Here is a 21817-nt window from a genome sequence, read left to right on the forward strand (position 1 = left end):
TTTTATGGCTTCTTTACCTCCCAAAATTGACCAGCGTACCTATGAGGAAATTGTTGAGCAAACCGAGAAGTTAGTAGAGCAATCTACCGACTGGAAAGCTACACCTGGAAATAAGACTGATGCTGGTGGGGCATTAATTCGCATCTTTGGGCGGATGGTAAAATTAGTCAGCGATCGCATCAACCAAGTTCCAGAGAAAAATTTTCTGGCTTTCCTTGATTTAATTGGGGGAGAACTCAAACCTCCCCAACCTGCTAAAGTCCCTTTAACCTTTTATTTGGCACAAGGAAGCCCCACAGATGCGTTAGTTCCTGCTCATACTCAAGTTTCGGCACCACCAGCAGAGGGTGCTGATGAAGAAATAGTGTTTGAAACAGATCGAGAATTAGTTGTCACAACAACGCAATTACAAGCAGTATTCCTGCGCGAACCCAATCAGGATAAGTATAGCGATCTCTCTGAGATGCTTTACGAGAAGCGCACTTTGTCAGGAACAGGACAACAAGACGGAGCTTTCTTAGCTTTGGAAGGCGATCGCTCTATTACCCATTCTCTTTATATAACTTGTCCCGAAATTCTTGCTTTACCAGAGTTAAAGGAACTACAACTAATTATTACTACCAATAATACGGTTGAAAGTGTCAATCAATTACAAACTTTACCGCTTAATTGGTCTTATTGGGATGGTTCTCAATGGCAAAGCATTCAAGCTCCTAGCCAAAGTCAGAACAATAATCAATCTACTATTACTTTTACTTTTGCCAATTTACCTATTCCGGCTCCTTATGAGCTTCAAGGAAAAACAGCAAGATGGTTACAAGCCAATTTAAATAATATATCTTCTCTAATTGGTAATTTCCCTCAATTTACCAATATTCAAGGTACTATTAATATTAAGCAATCTAACTTAATTCCTGAAGTTTGCTTATTTAATACTACTCCTTTAGACCTTACCAAAGATTTTTATCCCTTTGGCGAACAACCGGAAATTAATGATACATTTTATATAGCTTTAAACGATACATTTATTAAGCCAAATGCAACTATTAGTATTGATATAATTTTAACTTATAAACCTGTAAATATAAATAATTTAAAAATTGTCTGGGAAATTGGTAATGGTGGAGTGTGGCAAGAAATAGCAGATAAAAATAATCAACTTAAATGGATAGCACAATCATCAGCAATTCAGTTTACTGAAAAAGATACTATCCAGGCGAAGTTACAATTTCCCAGCGCAGAAAACATACCTTCTCCTAGCACTGTAAATGGAGAAACTCGTTATTGGATTCGCGCTCGGATTACTCAAGGTCATTATGGCAAAGCCGCAGATGAGCGCCTGTATCCTGTTTATGATGACTTGGCAGTTCTGCGAAAGGAATTCAAACAAGGAGCCAACGAAATTGAAGTTGATACTTTAGATTTATTTAAAACTGGCGATGCAATTCGTATCCTTCCTTATACTGAAGGGTTTTCAGAAGAAAATAAAATTACACAAATCATCAAAGAGACTAATAGGCTGAAGCTAGAAACTGGAGTTTTGAACACCACCTTAGGGGTTGGGACGCGAATCATGCGTAAGTTAATTATCACGGAAACGATTCCTCCAACTTACGATCCACCTCTGCTTAAGTCATTAAAATTAACCTACGAATTTACTCTGACAGAAAAAGCTATTTATTGTGCTGAGAATGATTTTATCTATTCTCATCCAGAAAAGTCGAGTACACAATCTTTTCAACCTTTTACACCTACGATAGATCGAGAACCAACCCTTTATCTGGGGTTTGATAATTCATTTAATAATAAAACAGTTACTCTTTATACACAGTTTGAAGCCCCATTACCAAATGAATTATCTGCTGATATTACAGAAAAAACCGTCCTTGCATCAACAGTAAATACTGGAGACAAAACGCTACAAATTGCTGATTTAACTGGTTGGCAAACAGGCGATCGCCTACAAATTCAGAACCCACTCAATACCAAACAATACGATAACTATATTATTAGTAATATTAGTAATAATTTAGTTACCACCAATCAACCTCTGCAACAAAATTATCCTCAGAATACCCCAGTGATTCGCCCCCAGCAACCCCAATTAGTTTGGGAGTATTCTAGTCCTCTGGGTTGGCAACCATTAGGAGTAGAGGACGAAACTCAAGCATTTTCCCAACCAGGTTTAATTAGATTTATTGCTCCCGCAGACCTTAGCCCTAGAGAAAACTTTGGGAAAAAACTATATTGGTTGCGAGTTCGTTGGGTATCAGGGAATTTTCGGGTTAAACCTCGTTTACGTCGCTTGTTAACTAATACCATTTGGGCCGTTCAGGCAATTAGTCTCCAAGAAGAAGTATTAGGTTCAAGTAACTACGAGCCAAATCAGGTTTTTATTGCCAATAATATTCCCATTTTGATGGGACAGCAGTTAGAAATCCAAGAAGCACAAATTCCCCTAAACATAGAATCTCATCGCATCAAGGTAATTAAAGATAATTTGGGAGAAATTGATGAAGTTTGGGTACTTTGGCAGGAAGTGGCAGATTTTTACGGTTCTAGTGCGAGCGATCGCCATTACACTTTGGATCGACAAACAGGCGAAATCCGCTTTGGAAACGGACAAGCCGGGATGATTCCCCCCAGAGGACGTAATAATATTCGATTGTCTTTTTATCGCACTGGAGGAGGTAAGCAGGGGAACGTCACTGCCCAAACCATTAGCCAACTGAAAACTACCATTCCCTACATCGATCGGGTAATTAACCTGGAAGCAGCAGCAGGTGGGGCGCAACAGGAAACTTTAGATCGTCTGAAAGAACGAGTACCAAAGCAACTACGTCACCGCGATCGCGCTGTTACTCTTGAGGACATAGCAGATTTAGCTTACGAAGCTTCTACAGATGTGGCTAGAGTCAAAGTAGTTACACCAGATTTGCTGACGGCTGATTTTAGCCCTTTGAATGAAAAACTTTGGCTCGATCCGACTAAACCAAATGTGCTGTTTGAAGATAGTCTCCGGGAAAAGTTGCAGACAATTAATGCTACCGAAGCAGAGAACTTTGAAAAAATGATGCGGGAAATTAACCGTCGTGCAGGGCAAGTTAAGCTAATGATTCTGCCCTACAGTAGCGATCGCCAACCAACCCCTAGTTTAGCTTTACTAGAGCAAGTCGAAACCTACATTCGTTCCCGTTGTGCGGGGACAGTAGATTTAGTGGTTACAGCCCCAAAATGGCGAGAAGTCACCGTAACTGCAACTATCACTCCTGTGTTGCTCGAAGATGCAGACATGGTGAGAAATATCGTTAGACAACACTTAGAAGCCTTTCTCCATCCCTTAACTGGGGGAACAGGGGAGGGCTGGCAATTTGGACGCTACCCGCAGAAATCCGATTTTTACGCCATTATTCAATCTATTACGGGAGTAGATCATGTTAATTCCCTAGAGGTGGAATTACCTACAACAAAAAGCAAGTCATTACTAAGTGCTGATTCTTTAATTTATTCTGGTCATCACACCGTCAATCTTAGTTCACTTTTAAATTGATCATTTTGATTACAGAGGAAAAAAGGTGACTTTACCCTTACCCAATCTTGACGATCGCAGCTATGCCAACTTACTAGAAGATGCAATTTCTCAGATTCCGCTTGAATACCCAGAATGGACAGATCATAATCCTACAGATACGGGAATTATTCTGATTGAATTATTGGCATGGTTAACAGAAATGGTTCTCTACCGAGTTAATCAAATTCCTGATGAGAATTATGCTAGCTTTTTGAGTTTACTTAAAGGAGAGGAATGGAATTTACCCATTAATATTTCTACCCAGGAACGACAAAATATTTTGCAATCAGAAATTCAAAAAACTTTATTAGAAGTACGCAAAATTTATCGAGCCATTACTCCAGAAGATTTTGAAAAATTGGTAATTTTCGATTGGAATAAATCACAATATGCTGATAACTTAAAAATTGCTAGGGTTAAATGTTTAGCACAATGTAATTTAGAGTCAACATCTGATAACTTTGCTAAAGGACATATTAGTTTAGTAGTTGTTCCTGAAGATAACGAAATAACTCAAGTAAATAAATATGAACCTTTATTTAAATTTCTTGACGATCGCAGACTTTTAACTACCCGACTGCATATCTTAGAACCTGAGTATGTATCCATAGCTATAGAATCAGAATTAGTGCTTCAGGATGGCGCACAAGCAGAAGCAGTTAAAACACAGGCAGAAAAGGAAGTCAAGATGTTTTTTGAACCCCTGCGATCGCAAAAATATTGGCAGGGAAAAGGATGGCCTTTTGGCCGGAGTGTTTATCTATCAGAATTATATAAATTATTAGATGACTTAGAAGGTGTAGATTATGTTGAAAACCTGCAAATTAAAGATAAGAATAATAACTCTAAATCTGAAATCAATTTAGCAGATAATCAGTTAGTTAAAATCAATCTCAAAGATAGCAAATTTACAATATTGGTAGAAGTTGGTAATGAACGTAAAAAAATCTGAATCAGTTAGTACCTATCATCAATATTTACCAGCAATTCTCCAAAAAGATGTTTTTATTGCTCAGTTGTTGCTGTCATTTGAAAAAATTCTCAGTGGAGTAAGTGAAACTCCCAGTCAAGAGCAAATTATTACAGCCAAGACTCAAAATATACCAGGATTAGAAGAAATTATTGATAATATTCATGTTTATTTTAATCCTCAACATACTCCAAAGGAATTTTTACCTTGGTTAGCGGGTTGGGTAGCCTTGAGTTTACGAGATGATTGGGAAGTAGAAGTCAAAAAAGCATTTATTCAACAAATTGTTCACCTATACGGTTTGCGAGGAACAAAAGCAGGATTAATCGAAATTTTGAGTATTTATTTAAAAAATTCAGGATTTGGAGAAAAAGTTGAAGTATTCGATCAATTTGATAATTTTCCGAATTATTTTCAAGTTCAACTAACTCTCAAAGACCGCGATCCTGATAAGTATTGGCGACAGGCTAAAATTGCTAAAGCAATTATCGATAGAGAAAAGCCTGCACAGACATTTTATTCATTAAAAATTCTTGTGCCAACGATGCAGCTAACTAAGCGATCGCACGTTGCTTATCCTTGCAAATTGTTTGCACCTCCAAAAAATCAAACCTTTGCCATAGAAGCCACGATCACTCCCAACAACATTAATAGCATTCCAATTAATCAATTAGCGAACCAGTTAGCTATTCAGATCCAAGGAAACTCGGAATTAATTACCCCTTACTCACCAGAAACAATTATAACTAATCAATCATTTTCAACTAAACAAAATTTAAATTATCAGCATTTACAAGAAAACTTGGCAGGCTTCAATGTTATATTGTCAAATCGAACCGATAAACAGTTTGTGGGCAATTTAACTATCAAGCTGTATTTTTCAATTAATGAAATTGAATATAACAATACACTCCTAGAACAACCTGTAAATTTATCACCAGTCCTAAAAATTTGTCGTGAAAATGAGAAAAGAGAAATTATTGCAGGAAATACAATTTTTAAACAAAATAGTCAGCCACAACAATCGGGAATGAAGCTGACAGAGTTTATATGGACTAAACCCTATAACTTTCTACTGTTTGAACCACCAAAAATTCAGGAGTTACAACCTGATATAACTGCGATTATTGAAAAAGTGAAATTTGCAGCAATTGTAGAAATTACCCAACCAAATACAATCAACTCAGATTTACTAAATCAAATCACAGTTCGCCTTCAAGATGATGTTTCAGAATTTTATTTATTGACACCAGAAACTGTCAGACAAAATAATACAATTATAATTAAACGTACTCTTTATTACCAAGAGTTTATACATATAGATAAATTTACAGTGATAATCAAAAACCTCAATAATCTTGATATTGCTGGTAAAGTAACTGTTCAAGCTTCCTTAAATATTAATCAGCGCTTATCTACTTATAAAATACTAGAGCAAACCTTTAACCTCACAGCCGTCTCTCCCTATAATATTTTACAAATTTGCCGTAAAAATGAGGAAGGTAAAATTATTTCTGGTAACACAATTCTAGGAACAACTAGTCAATCATTGAACTAAACTCAGGATAAAAAATGGCTAAAACTACTGATTTCACCAATTTTGGTAATGAACGTCCTAACTATTTTGCAGGGCAATATCTGTTAGAAGATGATTTTGAAATTCAACATAAATATTTTAGCGATCGCCAACGCTACCATAATCAAAGTCTTCATATTTCAGGTATTGTTGAAGGGTTAGAAGTTGCAGTTATTCAGGATACAAAATCTGTTCAAATTAAATCTGGATCGGCTATCAATACTAGCGGCGATTTAATTATTTTAAAAGAAAATATTACATTTTCCGACTTCAAAAATCTCATTGACGGCGTACTCTACATCCAATATGCCCAAGATAAACAAATTCAACAGCAAAAAGATGTACCAGATAGCTATACTCGTTGGATTGAAAAACCTATTTTGGGATTTGCAACTACAATTCCTGAAAATAGCGTCAACCTGGGAAAACTAACAATAGCTCAAAATACCATTACTCTTGATGCTAACGTTCGGGAATATTCTGGTTTATCCTTACCAAATTCTAATAGTAAAGCTTTAACTCTTCGCTCTGGAGGAAATGCCACTCCAAACTTAGCAGTTTTGACAGGTAGCTTAAAAATTGATGGGGATTTAACAGTAGCTGGGACAATCTCAGGAACAATAGATACAAAAAATATTACTTCTGGAATATTAAATGTTGAAAGAATTCCTAATTTATCGACTGATAAAATCACTTCTGGAACATTAAATGTTGACAGAATCCCTAATTTATCGACTGATAAAATCACTTCTGGAACATTAAATGTTGACAGAATCCCTAATTTATCAGCAAATAAAATCACTTCTGGAACAATTGTTGGCGATTTAACTGTTAATGGTAATATTACAGGTAAAAACTTATCCCTTTCAGCAGACGGTAGTAAGCGTGGTGTATTATTTCTTGCTTCAATAGGAGACTATAACCACGTACTGTATAATAACCTGTCTAACATAGATAATGAGGGAGTGTGGGATGGAGCCAAGTGGAATGTCTTTAACGGATTAAATATCCGAGTAGGAAGTGGTAGCTCTAAAAGTACAGCTTTTTATATCAATAATAATGGTAATGTTGCCATTGGCATCAATAATCCAGGTGACTACAAATTAAATGTGCAAGGTAATCAGTTGCTTAAAGGTAGTCTAACTATTCAGGAAGGTAGAGTTAATCTTGATGGCAGTCAACAAATTGTTTTTTCAGATAATGGAACTACAAACCAGCTGAAATTACAACTTTGGAGTGGATATGGTCTCGGTATTAATGGTTCTACTTTATTCTATACAGCTAGCGGCAATCATTCTTGGCGAGATAGTCAAAATATTGAAAGAATGTTGTTAAGCACTGCTGTAGATGGTGGGTTAACAGTCAAAGGAACAGGAAGTTCTTCTTTTGCTGGAAATTTAACTGTAACTGGTTCTTTATCGGTGGGTATATCTGTTGGAAGTACAACGAATATTGACCTATCAGGCCATATCCAACTCAAAGAATATGGACAACAGAATATTGCTTTTCTTCAAGCACGAGACGACTCATCCAATCGAAATATTGGTTTGAGAATTAGAACGCAAACACAAGGTAGTACACAAAGAACCCTTGTAGACGCAGTAACCATTACTCCCAGTGGAGAAATACAGGGAAAGATTTGGTATTCTGACGAATATGTATGGAAGAATGGTCAAACTGATGTCAAGATGGGACACAGTAGTAAATGCGTTGCATTTCTAACATATATGCAAGGAAAATTTGCTGGTAGTGGCGAACAAGTTTTTACTTATATAGGAAGTGACGGATATTGGTATCTTGGTGGAAAGCAGGGAGGTGGAGGTGCTGATATAGTCGCCAAAGCAAGATGTATTGGTTCTCCTAGTTAGTGCGATCGCCAAGCTTATAAAATATATTTGCAACTCAATATGACTCTATGGCTGACTTCATTCTCATCACTGGCGATAAAGCCATATTTAACCCTACTTTTGGACAAGCCATTGTCACCGTCCGTCCAGGCGATCTAGTTGGCACAGGCAAGGATAAAATTAACCAGAAACTAGTCTGTGTAGATGGCGACGAAAAAAAAGTCATCGTTCCTGGTTGTCCTTATATAACTTCCCAATATAGTATCCCTGGAGTTGGGATACTATCCATTGAATCCCTTGCTGGCAACCAAAAAGCCAAAAAGACAAAATCTGGTGATAAACCAGTACTGCTCAAAGGTGCTTCATTTAAAGCCAAATTTCAAGTCCTGGTTCCCGCACAAAAACCTTCTGTACCTAGTCCCATACCCGATGCAACCCCCCAATATTCCGGTACTGGCACATTTATTTCTGTGAATAGCAAAGTCAAAGGAACTTAATTAAATAATGAAAGAACAATTAGAAAAACGCCTTACTGAGCTCAAAGCCGAATTGGTATCAGGACAAAAAGTCATGGCAGATTTAGAGGCGAAACAAGCAAATCTGCGCGATACCTTACTGCGGATTAGTGGTGCAATTCAAATTTTGGAAGAACTCACATCTTCTACTAAGCAAGATGATTATCAAAATAATAATTACGTACAAGAGGAATCAAACGTTCAATATCAATTAAAAGATTGACATCCCTCTTGATTAAAACATAGGAAATTATGTGCTTTTACCCATAATTTAGCCAAAATTGTGAACCAAGATCAGCGATCGCACGGCGGTAAATAGAGTTTTATGACATCTTGAGATGCAAAGATGTAAATAACTTTATCCTTTTCAACAAGGATATGTTAAGACAATACCAGATAATTGCACTACCAGGTTATGCCCATAGATTTACGGGAATTTTATCAGGCTAGCGATCCCAGCAGAACTCTATTTGTCAACAATAGCTCTGATGGCAAGTATTACATAGATTTTTCCTCAGTCCGAGGTGGTGATATTCTTGGCAAGCTGAAGCAGAAAATTACCTTTTTTAAGCCCAATGAACCCACCTGCACTTTATTTACTGGGCATATTGGTTGTGGTAAATCGACAGAACTATTACGATTACAGGCAGAACTGGAAAAATTAGGCTTCCATGTAGTTTATTTTGAGTCTAGTGACGACCTGGAAATGACCGATGTCGATATTGCTGATGTGCTGCTGGCGATCGCTCGTCGTGTGAGTCAAAGTTTAGATAAAATTATACTGGAGTCACCAAACAAGTTTAATGAGTTGCTGCAAGGTGCTTGGAAGGTCTTAAACTCCGAGGTAACGGGAGTAAAAGTGAAGGTTCCCAATGTCGGCGATTTTGGTGTCACCTCGGAAAAAGAAAAGTTGTCTCTGTCTGTGGGCATTGGTGAAATCACCGCCAAGATGAAAAATGACCCAACCCTGCGAGAAAAACTCAATCAGTATTTAGCACCGCAAAAAACTAAACTGCTGGAAGCGATTAATCAAGAATTATTGGAACCTGCGATCGCTAAACTCAAACAGCAGGGTAAAAATGGTCTGGTGGTAATTGTCGATAATCTTGACCGCATAGATAATCGTGCCAAACCTTGGGGTCGTCCGCAGCAGGAATATCTATTTGTCGATCAAGGTGAGTTTTTGACTAAGCTGAATTGTCATCTCATCTACACCATGCCTTTATCGTTGAAGTTTTCCAATGATTACGGAATGCTGACTCAGCGTTTCCCAGAAGATCCCAAGGTTTTACCAATGGTACCTGTACATTGGTCTGATGGCAGTCTTCATGCACAGGGAATGGCGCTCATGCAGCAGATGGTACTAGCAAGAGCTTTTCCTGACATGACACCAGAGGAGCGTTTAAATAAAGTTACCGAAATTTTTGATAGTGCTGCTAGCCTAGAACGGTTATGTCAAATGAGCGGTGGTCATGTGCGGGACGTGCTGAGGCTGCTAAATACCTGGATTATGGAAGAGATGAGTCTTCCCCTAACCCGTGACACCTTAGAGCAAGTTATTCGTTCTCGGCAGAATGAGATAATGTTGCCGATTTCTGAGGATGAGTGGCAATTGTTACGTCATGTCAAAGAAAAGAAAAAGGTGAGTGATGACCACGGATATCAAAAACTGATCCGCAGTCGATTTGTGTTTGAATATCGCGATTGCGGCGAGTCTTGGTTTGACGTTAATCCGGTTTTGGCTGAGGCGAAGGAGTTGCAATGAGGAGGCAGGAGGCAGGGCGAATGGAATTCGCGGCTATACAAACATAGACGCTTTGCGGCTTCCTAAAGAAAAATTAAATGTTTGAAACCCACAGAGGTGGGTTTTGCCTGTGTAGACGCGGTTTCTAACTCCCTTTTAACTTATGACAGACTCGCAACCACTAGAAGATCGCCATGTAAACAGTGATGTCTACGACGGGCTACACCTACGCTCTCTGAAACAATTAGCTTGGGCGATTGAATCCTCTGTGGGACAGTTTAAGCTGATTTTGGCACGGTGTAATTATGCTAGCTTGCGCGATCGCTTAATCTCCAGATTGCAGGAAATTTGTCAAGTCGAAATTCGTGTCTTGGCGGTGCAGCAATCTAACAGAACTCTTTATACTGCGATTCAGGAAGAATTCGGCGAAGAGATACCAGCCTGTGTGATGGTTGTGGGTTTGGAATCAGTGCAGAATTTGTCTGTGATGTTAACTTCTGCGAATCAGGTGCGGGAAGAGTTTCGCAAGAATTTTGCTTTTCCTTTAGTGTTGTGGATTGACGATGAAATCTACAAGCAACTAATACAGCTTGCACCAGATTTGGAAAGTTGGGCAACTATGAGAAATTTTGAGATATCAACACAAGAATTAGTAGATTTTGTCACCGAAACGGCTAATCAATGGTTTAGTAATAACTTAAAACTTAGCTATAATGAATATTTAAAACTTAAAACTGAATTAGAAACCGCGCAAAGATATCTGCTGAGTGATAAGTACGTTGCTAATTTAGAGGTTGAGGCTAATTTAGTATCTTTATTAGGTTTTGTTAGCCAGATTAACGATATAAATATCGCGCTGGAAAATTATCAAAAAGCCCAGTCAATGTGGCAAAAGCTTAATAATATAAAAAGACAAAATAAAATATCTTATAATACTGCTTTTTGTTATAATATTAAATGTTTTAGAAATCTAGATATTAATCATTACGATTGGCAAGCTAATCGTAAGTATGCCCAAGAATATATCAAGTTTCTTGTACAATCTCAACGTCCAGATTTAATCGCTGATTCAATCTTTAAATTTGGTTATGTACTGCGGGACTTAAAAGAGTGGCAATGTTTAAAACAACTAGCTGAAATAGCTTTAGAAATACATAAAGCTAACAATCAGCCAGTAGATTTAGCAAAAGATTATGGTTTTTTAGCTGAGGCGGCGCTGGCTCAAGAATATTGGCTTGAGGCAAATCAATTAATTGAGAAAGCTTTAGAAATTTTCTTGCCAGTAATTCATAGCTTGAAATCCAAAAATATACCAGGATATTTATCAGAGATAAACGACTTATTCGACTTCGCCGATTTATTGTTCATACCAAATGATTTTAGTCTCTATATGTTTATAAAAGCGCGTTCTTTATATCATTTAGGACAACCTCACAAAGCAATTACTATATTAGAAGCTTCAATACCTATCAGTGTTCCAAATTGTAATTTAAAACTTTATTTGGATATTATCAGATTTTTGCAGCAGCTTTATTTTGAGCAGAAAGAATATCTCAAAGCATACAAAATCAAACAGCAACAGCGTTCCATTGAACAGCAATTTGGCTTGCGGGCTTTTATTGGTGCGGGTAGGTTAGAAGCTACAAAACAGGCATTTGTAGAGACATTACGCTCAAACTCTCCCCAAGGAAACATTGCCCCAGAAATTGCTGCATCTGGTCGCTTATTGGATATAGAACGTTTAATTGAACGCATGGGTCGCCCTGATTATAAGTTGATAGTAATTCATGGGCAATCGGGTGTAGGCAAAAGTTCCCTGGTGAATGCGGGACTAGTGCCGGCTTTAAAGGATAAAGCGATCGGTGTTCAAGATTATTTGCCGGTGGTAATGCGGGTTTATACTAACTGGGCGGAAGAATTGGGGAGGCTTTTGGGGAGAGATTTGGTTCGACTTCGCTCACCAACCGAGGGATGGGGAGATAAGGGGGATGAGGGAGAGTTAGAAGGTCAACTTCCACCCTCAGAAGGTCAACATTCAGCCTCAGAAGGTCAACATTCAGCCTCAGAAGGTCAACATTCAGCCTCAGAAGGTCAAGTTTCAGCCTCAGAAGGTCAAGTTTCAGCCTCAGAAGGTCAAGTTTCAGCCTCAGAAGGTCAACTTCCACCCTCAGAAGGTCAACTTTCATCCTCAGAAGGTCAACTTTCATCCTCAGAAGGTCAACTTTCACCCTCAGAAGGTCAACTTCCACCCTCAGAAGGTCAACTTTCATCCTCAGAAGGTCAAGTTTCATCCTCAGAAGGTCAACTTCCACCCTCAGAAGGTCAACTTCCACCCTCAGAAGGTCAACTTTCATCCTTAGAACTCGGAACTACGCAATATTTGATATCCAGACTCAAAGAAAACGAACAGCGCAACCTCCGCACGGTGTTAATTTTCGATCAATTTGAGGAATTTTTCTTTGTTTACACCGAACCTGCACAAAGGAAGCAATTCTTTGAGTTTTTGGGAGAGTGTCTGAATGTTCTATCGGTGAAAGTTATCTTATCGCTGCGGGTAGATTACATCCATTACTTGCTGGAGTGCAATGATTTGTCCAGTCTCAAGATTATTGGCAATGACATTCTCAGTAATAATGTGCTTTACAAGTTGGGGAATTTCTCACCGACAGATACCAAGTCAATTATTCAGCGTTTAACTGAAAATACTAGTTTTTATTTAGAACCTGCCTTAGTTGAACAACTGGTGCTAGATTTAGCCGGAGAATTGGGCGAAGTTCGTCCCATTGAGTTGCAAGTTGTGGGGGCGCAACTGCAAACGGAGAACATTACAACTCTGGCAGAATATCGGCAGCGTGGCACTAAGGACGAATTGGTTAAGCGTTATTTGGATGAAGTTGTTAATGATTGCGGCGTAGAAAATCAGCAAGCAGCAGACATATTACTGTATTTGCTGACTGATGAAAAAGGAACTCGCCCTTTAAAAACTCGCGCTGAGTTGGAACGCGATTTGCAGGGTTACTTCTCGGAGATCCCCCCAACCCCCCTTAAAAAGGGGGGCTTTATTCTTTCAACCCCCTTTTTAAGGGGGTCGCCGCAGGCGGGGGGATCGGAAGCTAGGGCGAAACAAGCTTCTGAAATCAATAAATTAGATTTGATTTTAGAGATTTTTGTCCAATCCGGCTTAGTGGTTTTGCTACCAGAAAACCCCGCCGACCGTTATCAACTGGTACATGACTACATCGCTGCCTTTATCCGCCAGCAACAGGAACCGAAGTTAAAGCAGGTAATGGCGGAACTGGAAAAGGAACGAAAAGAAAGAAAACTGAGTGAGGCGAAACTGAATAGCTTTCTCAAACGCGCCCTTTTTAGTACCGTGGCCGCAGGTTTAGGATTTGCTGGGTTAGCAGCAGCAACATTCCAGTGGGCAGTAGAGGCAAATGTTAATCAAATTAGCGCCATCAATAATTCTTCGGAAGCCTTTGCTCTCTCTGAAAAATATCCAGATGCTTTAATAGCAGCCTTAAAAGCAGGTAGCAAACTCAAGCATACACTTTGGGCACAGCACAGAAGCGATATCTTAATGCAAACTGTGGTAACTTTACAGCAAGCGGTTTACTTAAAGCCAAAGGAGAAGAAAGAAAATCGTGCCATAGAAGTGAATACTTTAGAAGGTCATAGCGATTGGGTCAGTAGCGTCGCTTATAGCCCCAATGGATACCAGTTAGCTTCTGCTAGTGCTGATAAGACCATCAAAATCTGGGATGTTAGCAGTGGTCAACTCCTCAAAACCCTGACTGGTCATAGCGATAGGATCAGAAGCATCGCCTATAGCCCTAATGGACAACAGTTAGTTTCTGCTAGTGCTGATAAGACCATCAAAATCTGGGATGTCAGTAGTGGTAAACTCCTCAAAACCCTGACTGGTCATACTAGTGCGGTCAGTAGCGTCGCCTACAACCCTAATGGACAACAGTTAGCTTCTGCTAGTGATGACAACACCATCAAAATCTGGGATATCAGTAGTGGTAAACTCCTCAAAACCCTGCCTGGTCATAGCAGTGTAGTCAATAGCGTCGCCTACAACCCTAATGGACAACAGTTAGCTTCTGCTAGTAATGATAAGACCATCAAAATCTGGGATATCAATAGTGGTAAACTCCTCAAATCCCTGACTGGTCATAGCAGTGAGGTCAATAGCGTCGCCTACAGCCCCAATGGACAACAGTTAGCTTCCGCTAGTTTTGACAACACCATCAAAATCTGGGATATCAGTAGTGGTAAACTCCTTAAAACCCTTACTGGTCATAGCAATGTAGTCTTTAGCGTCGCTTACAGCCCCAATGGACAACACTTAGCTTCTGCTAGTGCTGATAAGACAATCAAAATCTGGGATGTCAGCAGTGGTAAACCCCTCAAATCTCTGGCTGGTCATAGCAATGTAGTCTTTAGCGTCGCTTACAGCCCCAATGGACAACAGTTAGCTTCCGCTAGTGATGACAAAACCATCAAAGTCTGGGATATCAGCAATGGTAAACCCCTCGAATCCATGACTGATCATAGCGATAGGGTCAATAGCGTCGTCTACAGCCCTAATGGACAACACTTAGCTTCCCCTAGTTATGACAAGACCATCAAAATCTGGAATGTCAGTAGTGGTAAACTCCTCAAAACCCTAACTGGTCATAGCAGTGAGGTCAATAGCGTCGCCTACAGTCCCAATGGACAACAATTAGCTTCCGCTAGTTGGGACAAAACCATCAAAGTCTGGGATGTCAATAGTGGTAAACCCCTCAAGACCCTAATTGGTCATAGCAGTGTGGTCAATAGCGTCGCCTACAGTCCCAATGGACAACAGTTAGCTTCCGCTAGTTTTGACAACACCATCAAAGTCTGGGATGTCAGTAGTGGTAAACTCCTCAAAACCCTAACTGGTCATAGCAATGCGGTCAGTAGCGTTGCCTACAGTCCCAATGGACAACAGTTAGCTTCCGCTAGTCTTGACAACACCATTAAAATCTGGGATGTCAGTAGTGCTAAACTCCTCAAAACTTTGACTGGTCATAGCGATGCGGTCAGTAGCGTCGCCTACAGTCCCAATGGACAACAGTTAGCTTCCGCTAGTGATGACAACACCATCAAAATCTGGGATGTCAGCAGTGGTAAACTCCTCAAATCCCTCTCTGGTCATAGCAATGCGGTCTATAGCATCGCCTACAGCCCCAATGGACAACAGTTAGCTTCTGCTAGTGCTGACAATACCATCAAAATCTGGGATGTTAGCAGTGGTAAACTCCTCAAATCCCTCTCTGGTCATAGCGATTGGGTCATGCGCGTCACCTACAACCCTAATGGACAACAGTTAGCTTCTGCTAGTGTTGACAAAACAATAATTTTATGGGATTTGGATTTCGATAATTTATTACACAGTGGTTGCAATTTGCTAAATAATTACTTGATTGGTCATCCAGAAGTGTTAGAAGAGTTGCAATCATGCCAAACTCCATCTCGTTTAGCGCAAGGTGCGACAACATTAGTCATCCAAGGTGAAAAGTTAGCGCGAAATGATGATATTAATGGCGCTGTTGAAAAGTTTGACAAAGCACAGCAGTGGGATAATAAATTAAAGTTTGATTCTCAGGCGAGAGCGAAAGAGTTGGCGAAGTAAGGCAAGGTTGAATCAGGCTCTTTGAGTTGTATGGAGTTTTTTCAAAAATTAAATAAGAGTTCTATGAATCTATCCCACTACGGTAGGGCATATCGGAAGTTAGAGCTTTTATACAAGACGCTGCACGAAGGCGATCGCGTTATTTTTAACCACCTTATATCTCAATATATCTCAATACAGTTCAGATAAGACCAAAACACTTGTAGAGACGGCAATTTATCGCATCTCAAAACCCACGATTTTGTACAAGTGGCGCTTAACCCAAGCGTATTGCCTTATATCTCAATACGGTTTAATTAAAGGTTATTGGTGTAGATAATTGGTTTTTCAAGACGCGAGAAATCGCGTCTCTACATGAGGGTTTTGGGCTTATCTGAACTGTATTGGGTTAAAGGGCAATGGGGAAAGGGAAATTTAAACCCTTTCCCTTTCCCTTTTTCCCCAAAACCCGAAAAGTATTGGGAGTGATGGGGTTTCTGTTCGCCTCCGATCTCTTAAAGAAGGCGCTTATGCCGCCGCGCCCATTACCGAGAATAATTACTCTATAACTTTTTAGCCTGAAGCCCAAGTAGAACCAAGTCAATCTGCTTCCTCGATCGCTGAAAACTGAATTTTGCGTGTTCGTGGAACATCTCGTAGAGAAGAAGCGAAAGTGGCCCTCACTTCGGGCTAGAATCCTCTGTTTTGAGTTGTTGCTTGAGTACTGGACGATCCGACTCTGCTGATAGCCATCAATAAATAGAAGAGTGAAATTTCCGCAGTGGTCGATCGCTTGTGTAGACAGGGGATGGGAAATTAGATGAGTGGAAGGATATACCAAATCTATGACTAATTATAGATTGATTTTAGATTAAAAATGCCCCTAAAGAGAGTAGTTTTGCAAGACTGCTTAAACAATACGAGAATGAATTTCACCCTTTTACTAAGCCGATAGTGCAATGGCAAAAGCCTATCAATTAAGTGAATCTATTTATAGATATAATAATTGTCCTTAATTTGAGAACTCAATTTTCATGAAAACTTTCAAGTATTACTTGTTAATTTATGTAATCGTATGAAAAAATTAATTAAAGGTTTGCGCGAATTCAAAAGTAGTTATTTTTCCGCGAATGAAGAACTGTTTGAACAACTTTCTCATGGTCAAAAGCCCAGAGTATTATTTATTACCTGTTCTGATTCGCGTATCGATCCAAACCTGATTACACAAGCCGGGTTAGGCGAATTGTTCGTTATCCGCAATGCAGGCAACATTATTCCACCATTTGGTGCGACTAATGGCGGTGAAGGAGCAACAATTGAATATGCTATTCAAGCATTAGATATTCAGCAAATTATTGTCTGTGGCCACTCTCATTGTGGTGCTATGAAAGGGTTAATGAAGTTAGACAGTTTGCGGGTAGAAATGCCGCTTGTACATGACTGGCTCAAGTATGCAGAGGCAACCCGACGGCTGGTGAAAGACAATTATAGCCACTACGAAGGGGAAGAACTCTTAGAAATAATTATTGCTGAGAATGTACTCACCCAAATAGAAAATTTGCGGACTTATCCGGTGATCCGCTCTAAGCTCCACCAAGGGCAACTCAGTATTTATGCTTGGATTTATCAAATCGAGACAGGAGAAATTTTGGCATACGATCCACAAAAACACGCCTATGTCTTGCCCCAAAATCAGCTTCTCTCATCGGAGATAGATGAGACATTACTTAGCCCACCTTTAAATAGCAATGTGGAAATACATTTTACTAAAACTCAACAACGACCATTTCAATCGTCCGGCGAACTCCCTATTCCTACACATGAATGGTTTCCAATGACAGTGCTTTCTCCAGAGCAAATGGAGCGAATTTATCGAGGCTCGGCAACAAAGTAAAAATGTATTGTATAAATTTTTGAATAGCAGTATTTACAACTTAATGATAAAACTGTCTCGCAGATGAAAGTCAGCCTCTGTGCCTCGATGAGTTAACGCCCAGTAAGTCACTTTACCATCTCTATCTTTAATAACGGTAGTAATGGCAACTTCAATTGCTTGCTCCACAGAAATGATTTTATCTAAATCAACATTTAAGGCTAGTGCTAAACTATCAGCTTGATTTTGAACATTAATTGGGAGATTTTCAAAAGCTGTTTCCTTTTGCATTCCTTGACGATACCCATCAAGGCGATAGACATTCCAGTGTCCGCTCGGAGAAAGATTGAATTCCCAATACTGTTGAGAATTTTTGATGCCAAGGAAGAACTCGAAGCAGGTTTCTTTCCACAATTCATGCTTGCGTGACGGTGTGTTTGATGGCAGAGCGATCGCAATTTCTTTTAAATCGCCTTCAAGCAGATAATGGATGGCAAATTGATTACCATTTCGGCTGATATTGCCTGCAATTTTCAAATTAGGCATGGATTCAGTAGAAGGGAAGGGTTGTAGGGAAAATGTCTGGTTGTTCATTTCATGTCTTTGATAATGTTACGAATCTGCGTTTCTTGAGATTCAATACTTTCGGTAAGCTTAAACTGCACGATCGCTCTTGCCAAGTTATGTTCTGGGTGCTTAACTTTAAAGTAGACATTCCCGGCTAAATAATCGGCAAAAAATCTCAATCCTAATTCAAAGGCAATGAGACGGATGGCATCATATATATATGCATAGTCATTCTCGGTAAGAAACGCCTTTGCCACAGAGAGATAGCCTTGCAAGATTCCCTGACACAGGCCAGGATCGAAATGAACACTTTCCCAATTTTCGGTTTCCTCTCCAGCCTGATTGCAGCCCGATCGCAAACAATCGCCAATATCATAATGTACTAGACCGGGTTTAACGGTGTCGAGGTCGATGACGCTGACGGCTTGCTGGGTAACAGTGTCGAACATAACGTTATTAATTTTTGGATCGCCGTGCATCAGACGCAGAGGTAGTTTGCCCTCAGCTTTGGCATTTTCTAGGATATGTGCAAAGGCTTGGCGATCGCTAACAAACTGTAAGCAATAATTAACTTCCGAAGATTGACTAGCACTAGTTTTCGCCAACACTTCCTCGTAATGCTGGAGGTAAAGCGGTGTAATATGAAATCCTTGAAGGGTGTCAGCAAGTTTTTCTGGTGGCAAATCACTGATTAAATTGTGGAACATCCCCAAGGCATAACCAATTTCTTTCGCTTGTGAGCGATCGCGCATAGTATCAAAAGACTGGGAACCTTCAATAAAGCTAATCGCCCGCCAAAAGGAGCCGTCTGAATCCTGACAGTGGTCTTGAGCATCCTTAGTTAATAGTACGCGCGGTACTTCCCAGCGACGATTGAGGGGGGTGTGCTGTAACCGTTTATGAACATGCTCAGTGAAGGTACGCATATTCTGCATAATCAGTTTTGGCTGCCGAAACACCTGCGTGTTGATGCGTTGCAGGACAAAATGTTGTTCTTTTGAGGAATCTAGAGTCACTAAGAAAGTGTCATTGATATTACCACTTCCAAAGGCTTTAACGGCTGTAACCTTTCCCAGTTGGGCGAATTGGTTAGCGATCGCAATCAAATTCTCTGCACGTTGCCTATTAAATTTTTCTGTCATCTGTTTAACCTGCACTACTCCTCACATACATTGCACGAAGGCAATAGGGGATATAGTAGCGCGTCAAAATAATTCGTAATTCGTAATTCGTAATTCGTAATTTTTAAAGGTACTAATGCTAGCACAGGGTGCGACACCGATAGCGAGTATTCATCCCCTGTGGGGAGGCAGGCTACGCGCAGCGTCTCTTAGAGAGCGTCATAACCCATCGTAGATATTGCTCTTGTCGGCCCTGTGCTACTAATTCAGTAGTTAAGAAATTTCGTCGCTATCAACCCACTCATCATAAGATGAATCATAACCAACATAGTGAACAAAGTATTGCTGATTTTGGATTTGCTGAATCGTTGCGGAATACCAAGCTTCTTGGTCTTCATCCCAACATTTTACTTTTTGACCAACTGCATATCCATTGTCATCCGCAGAGCGAAGATCGCGAGTCCGAATGTCATCTTCACCTACCCACTCGTCATAAGATGAACCGTAACCAAGGTAATGAATAAAGAATTGTTCATCTTGGATTTTCTCAATTGTTCCCTGATACCAATCTTCCTCCTCACCATCCCAGACTTCTACTGTTTTGCTGACTTCATACTGATTCTTATCTGACTTGACAGCAGAAGCTGACGAAACATCTTGAATAGGCTTTTGTTGCTCTTGTTTAATTTCCTCTTTTACTAAAGCATAAGCTTCCAAAATCAAGCCGCGAGCGACGGTTTGAGTTCCCGTATGCTCGTAGTAATTGGTAGTTTGATCTAGGAATACCGCGACAAAATCTAAATTATCATCAGCAATCTGAATAAAACTACCCAAATTACTAGAAATTGATTGTGGGGTTATACCTGTCTTAGATACTAAGTTATTCATCCAACCTTGTACGGAGTTAAAACTCTGACCGATAAAACCAACTTTATCAGAGGGGTTACTACCTGGTAGAAAGTTATTGATGGCTAAGAAAACCGGATTTTGAGTTATTGCACCAGCATCAGTGCCACTAATTACTCCGTGAATTTTGCTGAGAAAGTCGGGACCTAATGGCAGAATCCCGTCTATACAAACTAAAGCTACCATCCGCATTAAGGAGGCATTTTGATAGTTGTTAGCAAGAGAATTAGCAAACTCTTGGGGGTTAGGTTGAGGAATGCCATTTAGTTTGCAAAAAGCGATGATTTCGACAGCGATTTTTAGCGCCAAGTCAATAGATTGAGTTACATCAGCTTTGGGAGTAATGTTGCCTAAAAAAGACAGAAAGCCGATTTTCTCACTAACTTTATTCGCTAAAGCTGCTGCTGCCATAGCTGTGTCTGCCTTATCAATTGTTTGATAAAGCTTGATTGCAAACTGGTAGCCTTTTTGAGGATCTTCGTATAATACGACAGCGCGATCGCGGATTCTCTGAATTACCTTAACATCGGTTTCTCCAGTAATGCTGCGAATACTATTTTCAAATCCCGTCAAATTGCTCCACTCACCTGGTGCTACGTAATCAAGAGCCTTTAAAACTTTGACAGTGATATTGTCAGTTGGTAATTCGTCAACCAACTGAATAATTGATTTATCCATCAGCCGATCCTCAAAACTCAAAGTTATGCTTACAACACAGTTCAACTAAACCCACAACAATTAATACCAGTTGCTTACCTTACGGGAAGCCTTTCTCTAGTCAACGCTGCGCGAATTACTGAACCGTATTAATAGAGTTCCCCGACTTGACCAAAAAATAACAAGTGGCGATCGCTACCAATATTTTTCGGTTAAGGGGGAAAGGGGAAAGGGAAAAGGTTTGAATTTACCTTTCCCCAGACCAAAAGAGAGATTATTGGGTTTATCTGAAAAGTATTGCGATCGCTACCTCGTAAAACTTCTCTGTTCAAGTGGAAGGGTTTAAAGTCATTCCTTTCCCTTTTCCCCACAACGGATTCCCAGACCACACCAGAGATAGAAAGTACTTATCCGATAAGTATTGGATTGCTTCTCATCTGCTGACTTTTCAATCATCTGAGCGCAATTCCATGCCAAAAATTTGTTTTTTTAACCTTTTGCTAGCTGTTCCTTAAACTTACCGGGATAAGTTGAAGTTGATAAGTACGAATTAATACTAATAAAGTATGTAGCTATTTTTTGCTAGTTACTTCGGTCTTTCATGCCATCTTGTCTCATGTTCACCCAAATACTGAAGTAAGTTTTTGCATCTATCCTTTTGTAGTTATGGGAGCGATCGCCCCACTAATGAGTCTAATTGCTCTGGTGGAGATGGCGATCGCTTTTGGACTGTTAGGAAGTGCGACTAACTTTGGATCATCACCAAGGCGATCGCACTTAATACATCGCTTCGGATAATTTGGTTGATTTTTTGAGAATTTGAAAC

13 protein-coding genes are annotated in these 21817 nt (G+C 39.7%); 10 read left to right on the plus strand and 3 right to left on the minus strand.

Annotated elements, in window-relative coordinates; genetic code table 11:
* Positions 1-4 precede the first annotated feature (4 nt).
* The 9 genes from NPUN_RS07190 to NPUN_RS07230 all read left to right on the plus strand — a co-directional run bounded on the left by NPUN_RS07190 (position 5) and on the right by NPUN_RS07230 (position 17761).
* Positions 5-3550, plus strand: a complete 3546-nt coding sequence (locus tag NPUN_RS07190; RefSeq protein ID WP_012408140.1) for a baseplate J/gp47 family protein — start codon at positions 5-7, stop codon at positions 3548-3550.
* 25 nt (positions 3551-3575) lie between these two features.
* Complete coding sequence (locus NPUN_RS07195; RefSeq protein ID WP_012408141.1) at positions 3576-4523, plus strand: baseplate J/gp47 family protein; 948 nt, start codon at positions 3576-3578, stop codon at positions 4521-4523.
* The gene (locus NPUN_RS07200; RefSeq protein WP_012408142.1) at positions 4504-6099 is read left to right on the plus strand and encodes a phage tail protein; all 1596 of its coding nucleotides are present in this window, start codon (positions 4504-4506) and stop codon (positions 6097-6099) included. The genes NPUN_RS07195 and NPUN_RS07200 overlap by 20 nt, the downstream gene beginning before the upstream one ends.
* Positions 6100-6113: 14 nt before the next feature.
* Positions 6114-7985, plus strand: coding sequence for an autotransporter outer membrane beta-barrel domain-containing protein (locus NPUN_RS07205; protein ID WP_012408143.1), 1872 nt, complete (start codon positions 6114-6116; stop codon positions 7983-7985).
* 47 nt (positions 7986-8032) lie between these two features.
* Entirely contained in the window at positions 8033-8461 is a 429-nt protein-coding gene (locus tag NPUN_RS07210; protein WP_012408144.1) for a hypothetical protein, read from the plus strand.
* Positions 8462-8468: 7 nt separating this feature from the next.
* On the plus strand, positions 8469-8702 hold the full coding sequence (locus NPUN_RS07215) for a hypothetical protein (protein ID WP_012408145.1): 234 nt from the start codon (positions 8469-8471) through the stop codon (positions 8700-8702).
* Positions 8703-8894: 192 nt separating this feature from the next.
* On the plus strand, positions 8895-10244 hold the full coding sequence (locus tag NPUN_RS07220) for a response regulator (protein WP_012408146.1): 1350 nt from the start codon (positions 8895-8897) through the stop codon (positions 10242-10244).
* Positions 10245-10386: 142 nt separating this feature from the next.
* The gene (locus tag NPUN_RS07225) at positions 10387-15888 is read left to right on the plus strand and encodes a WD40 domain-containing protein (RefSeq protein WP_012408147.1); all 5502 of its coding nucleotides are present in this window, start codon (positions 10387-10389) and stop codon (positions 15886-15888) included.
* 1054 nt (positions 15889-16942) lie between these two features.
* On the plus strand, positions 16943-17761 hold the full coding sequence (locus NPUN_RS07230) for a carbonic anhydrase (protein ID WP_012408148.1): 819 nt from the start codon (positions 16943-16945) through the stop codon (positions 17759-17761).
* Positions 17762-17794: 33 nt separating this feature from the next.
* Here the strand turns inward: NPUN_RS07230 and NPUN_RS07235 are convergent, their stop codons facing one another.
* From NPUN_RS07235 to NPUN_RS07245, 3 genes are all read right to left on the minus strand, one after another.
* On the minus strand, positions 17795-18334 hold the full coding sequence (locus NPUN_RS07235; RefSeq protein WP_012408149.1) for a DOMON-like domain-containing protein: 540 nt from the start codon (positions 18332-18334) through the stop codon (positions 17795-17797).
* A complete protein-coding gene (locus NPUN_RS07240; RefSeq protein WP_012408150.1) occupies positions 18331-19449 on the minus strand; it encodes a phosphotransferase enzyme family protein in 1119 nt (372 codons plus the stop codon). Before NPUN_RS07240 ends, NPUN_RS07235 begins: the two co-directional genes overlap by 4 nt.
* Positions 19450-19701: 252 nt before the next feature.
* Positions 19702-21012, minus strand: a complete 1311-nt coding sequence (locus tag NPUN_RS07245; RefSeq protein WP_012408151.1) for a Tudor-knot domain-containing protein — start codon at positions 21010-21012, stop codon at positions 19702-19704.
* A 558-nt stretch (positions 21013-21570) separates the two neighbouring features.
* Between NPUN_RS07245 and NPUN_RS40430 the strand changes: the two genes are divergently transcribed.
* Positions 21571-21789 carry a hypothetical protein gene (locus tag NPUN_RS40430; RefSeq protein WP_148220263.1) on the plus strand — a complete coding sequence of 73 codons (219 nt, stop codon included), beginning with the start codon at positions 21571-21573 and terminating at the stop codon, positions 21787-21789.
* Positions 21790-21817: the final 28 nt, after the last annotated feature.

It is taken from the genome of Nostoc punctiforme PCC 73102, assembly GCF_000020025.1.
In the GTDB taxonomy this organism is placed as follows: Bacteria; Cyanobacteriota; Cyanobacteriia; order Cyanobacteriales; family Nostocaceae; genus Nostoc; species Nostoc punctiforme.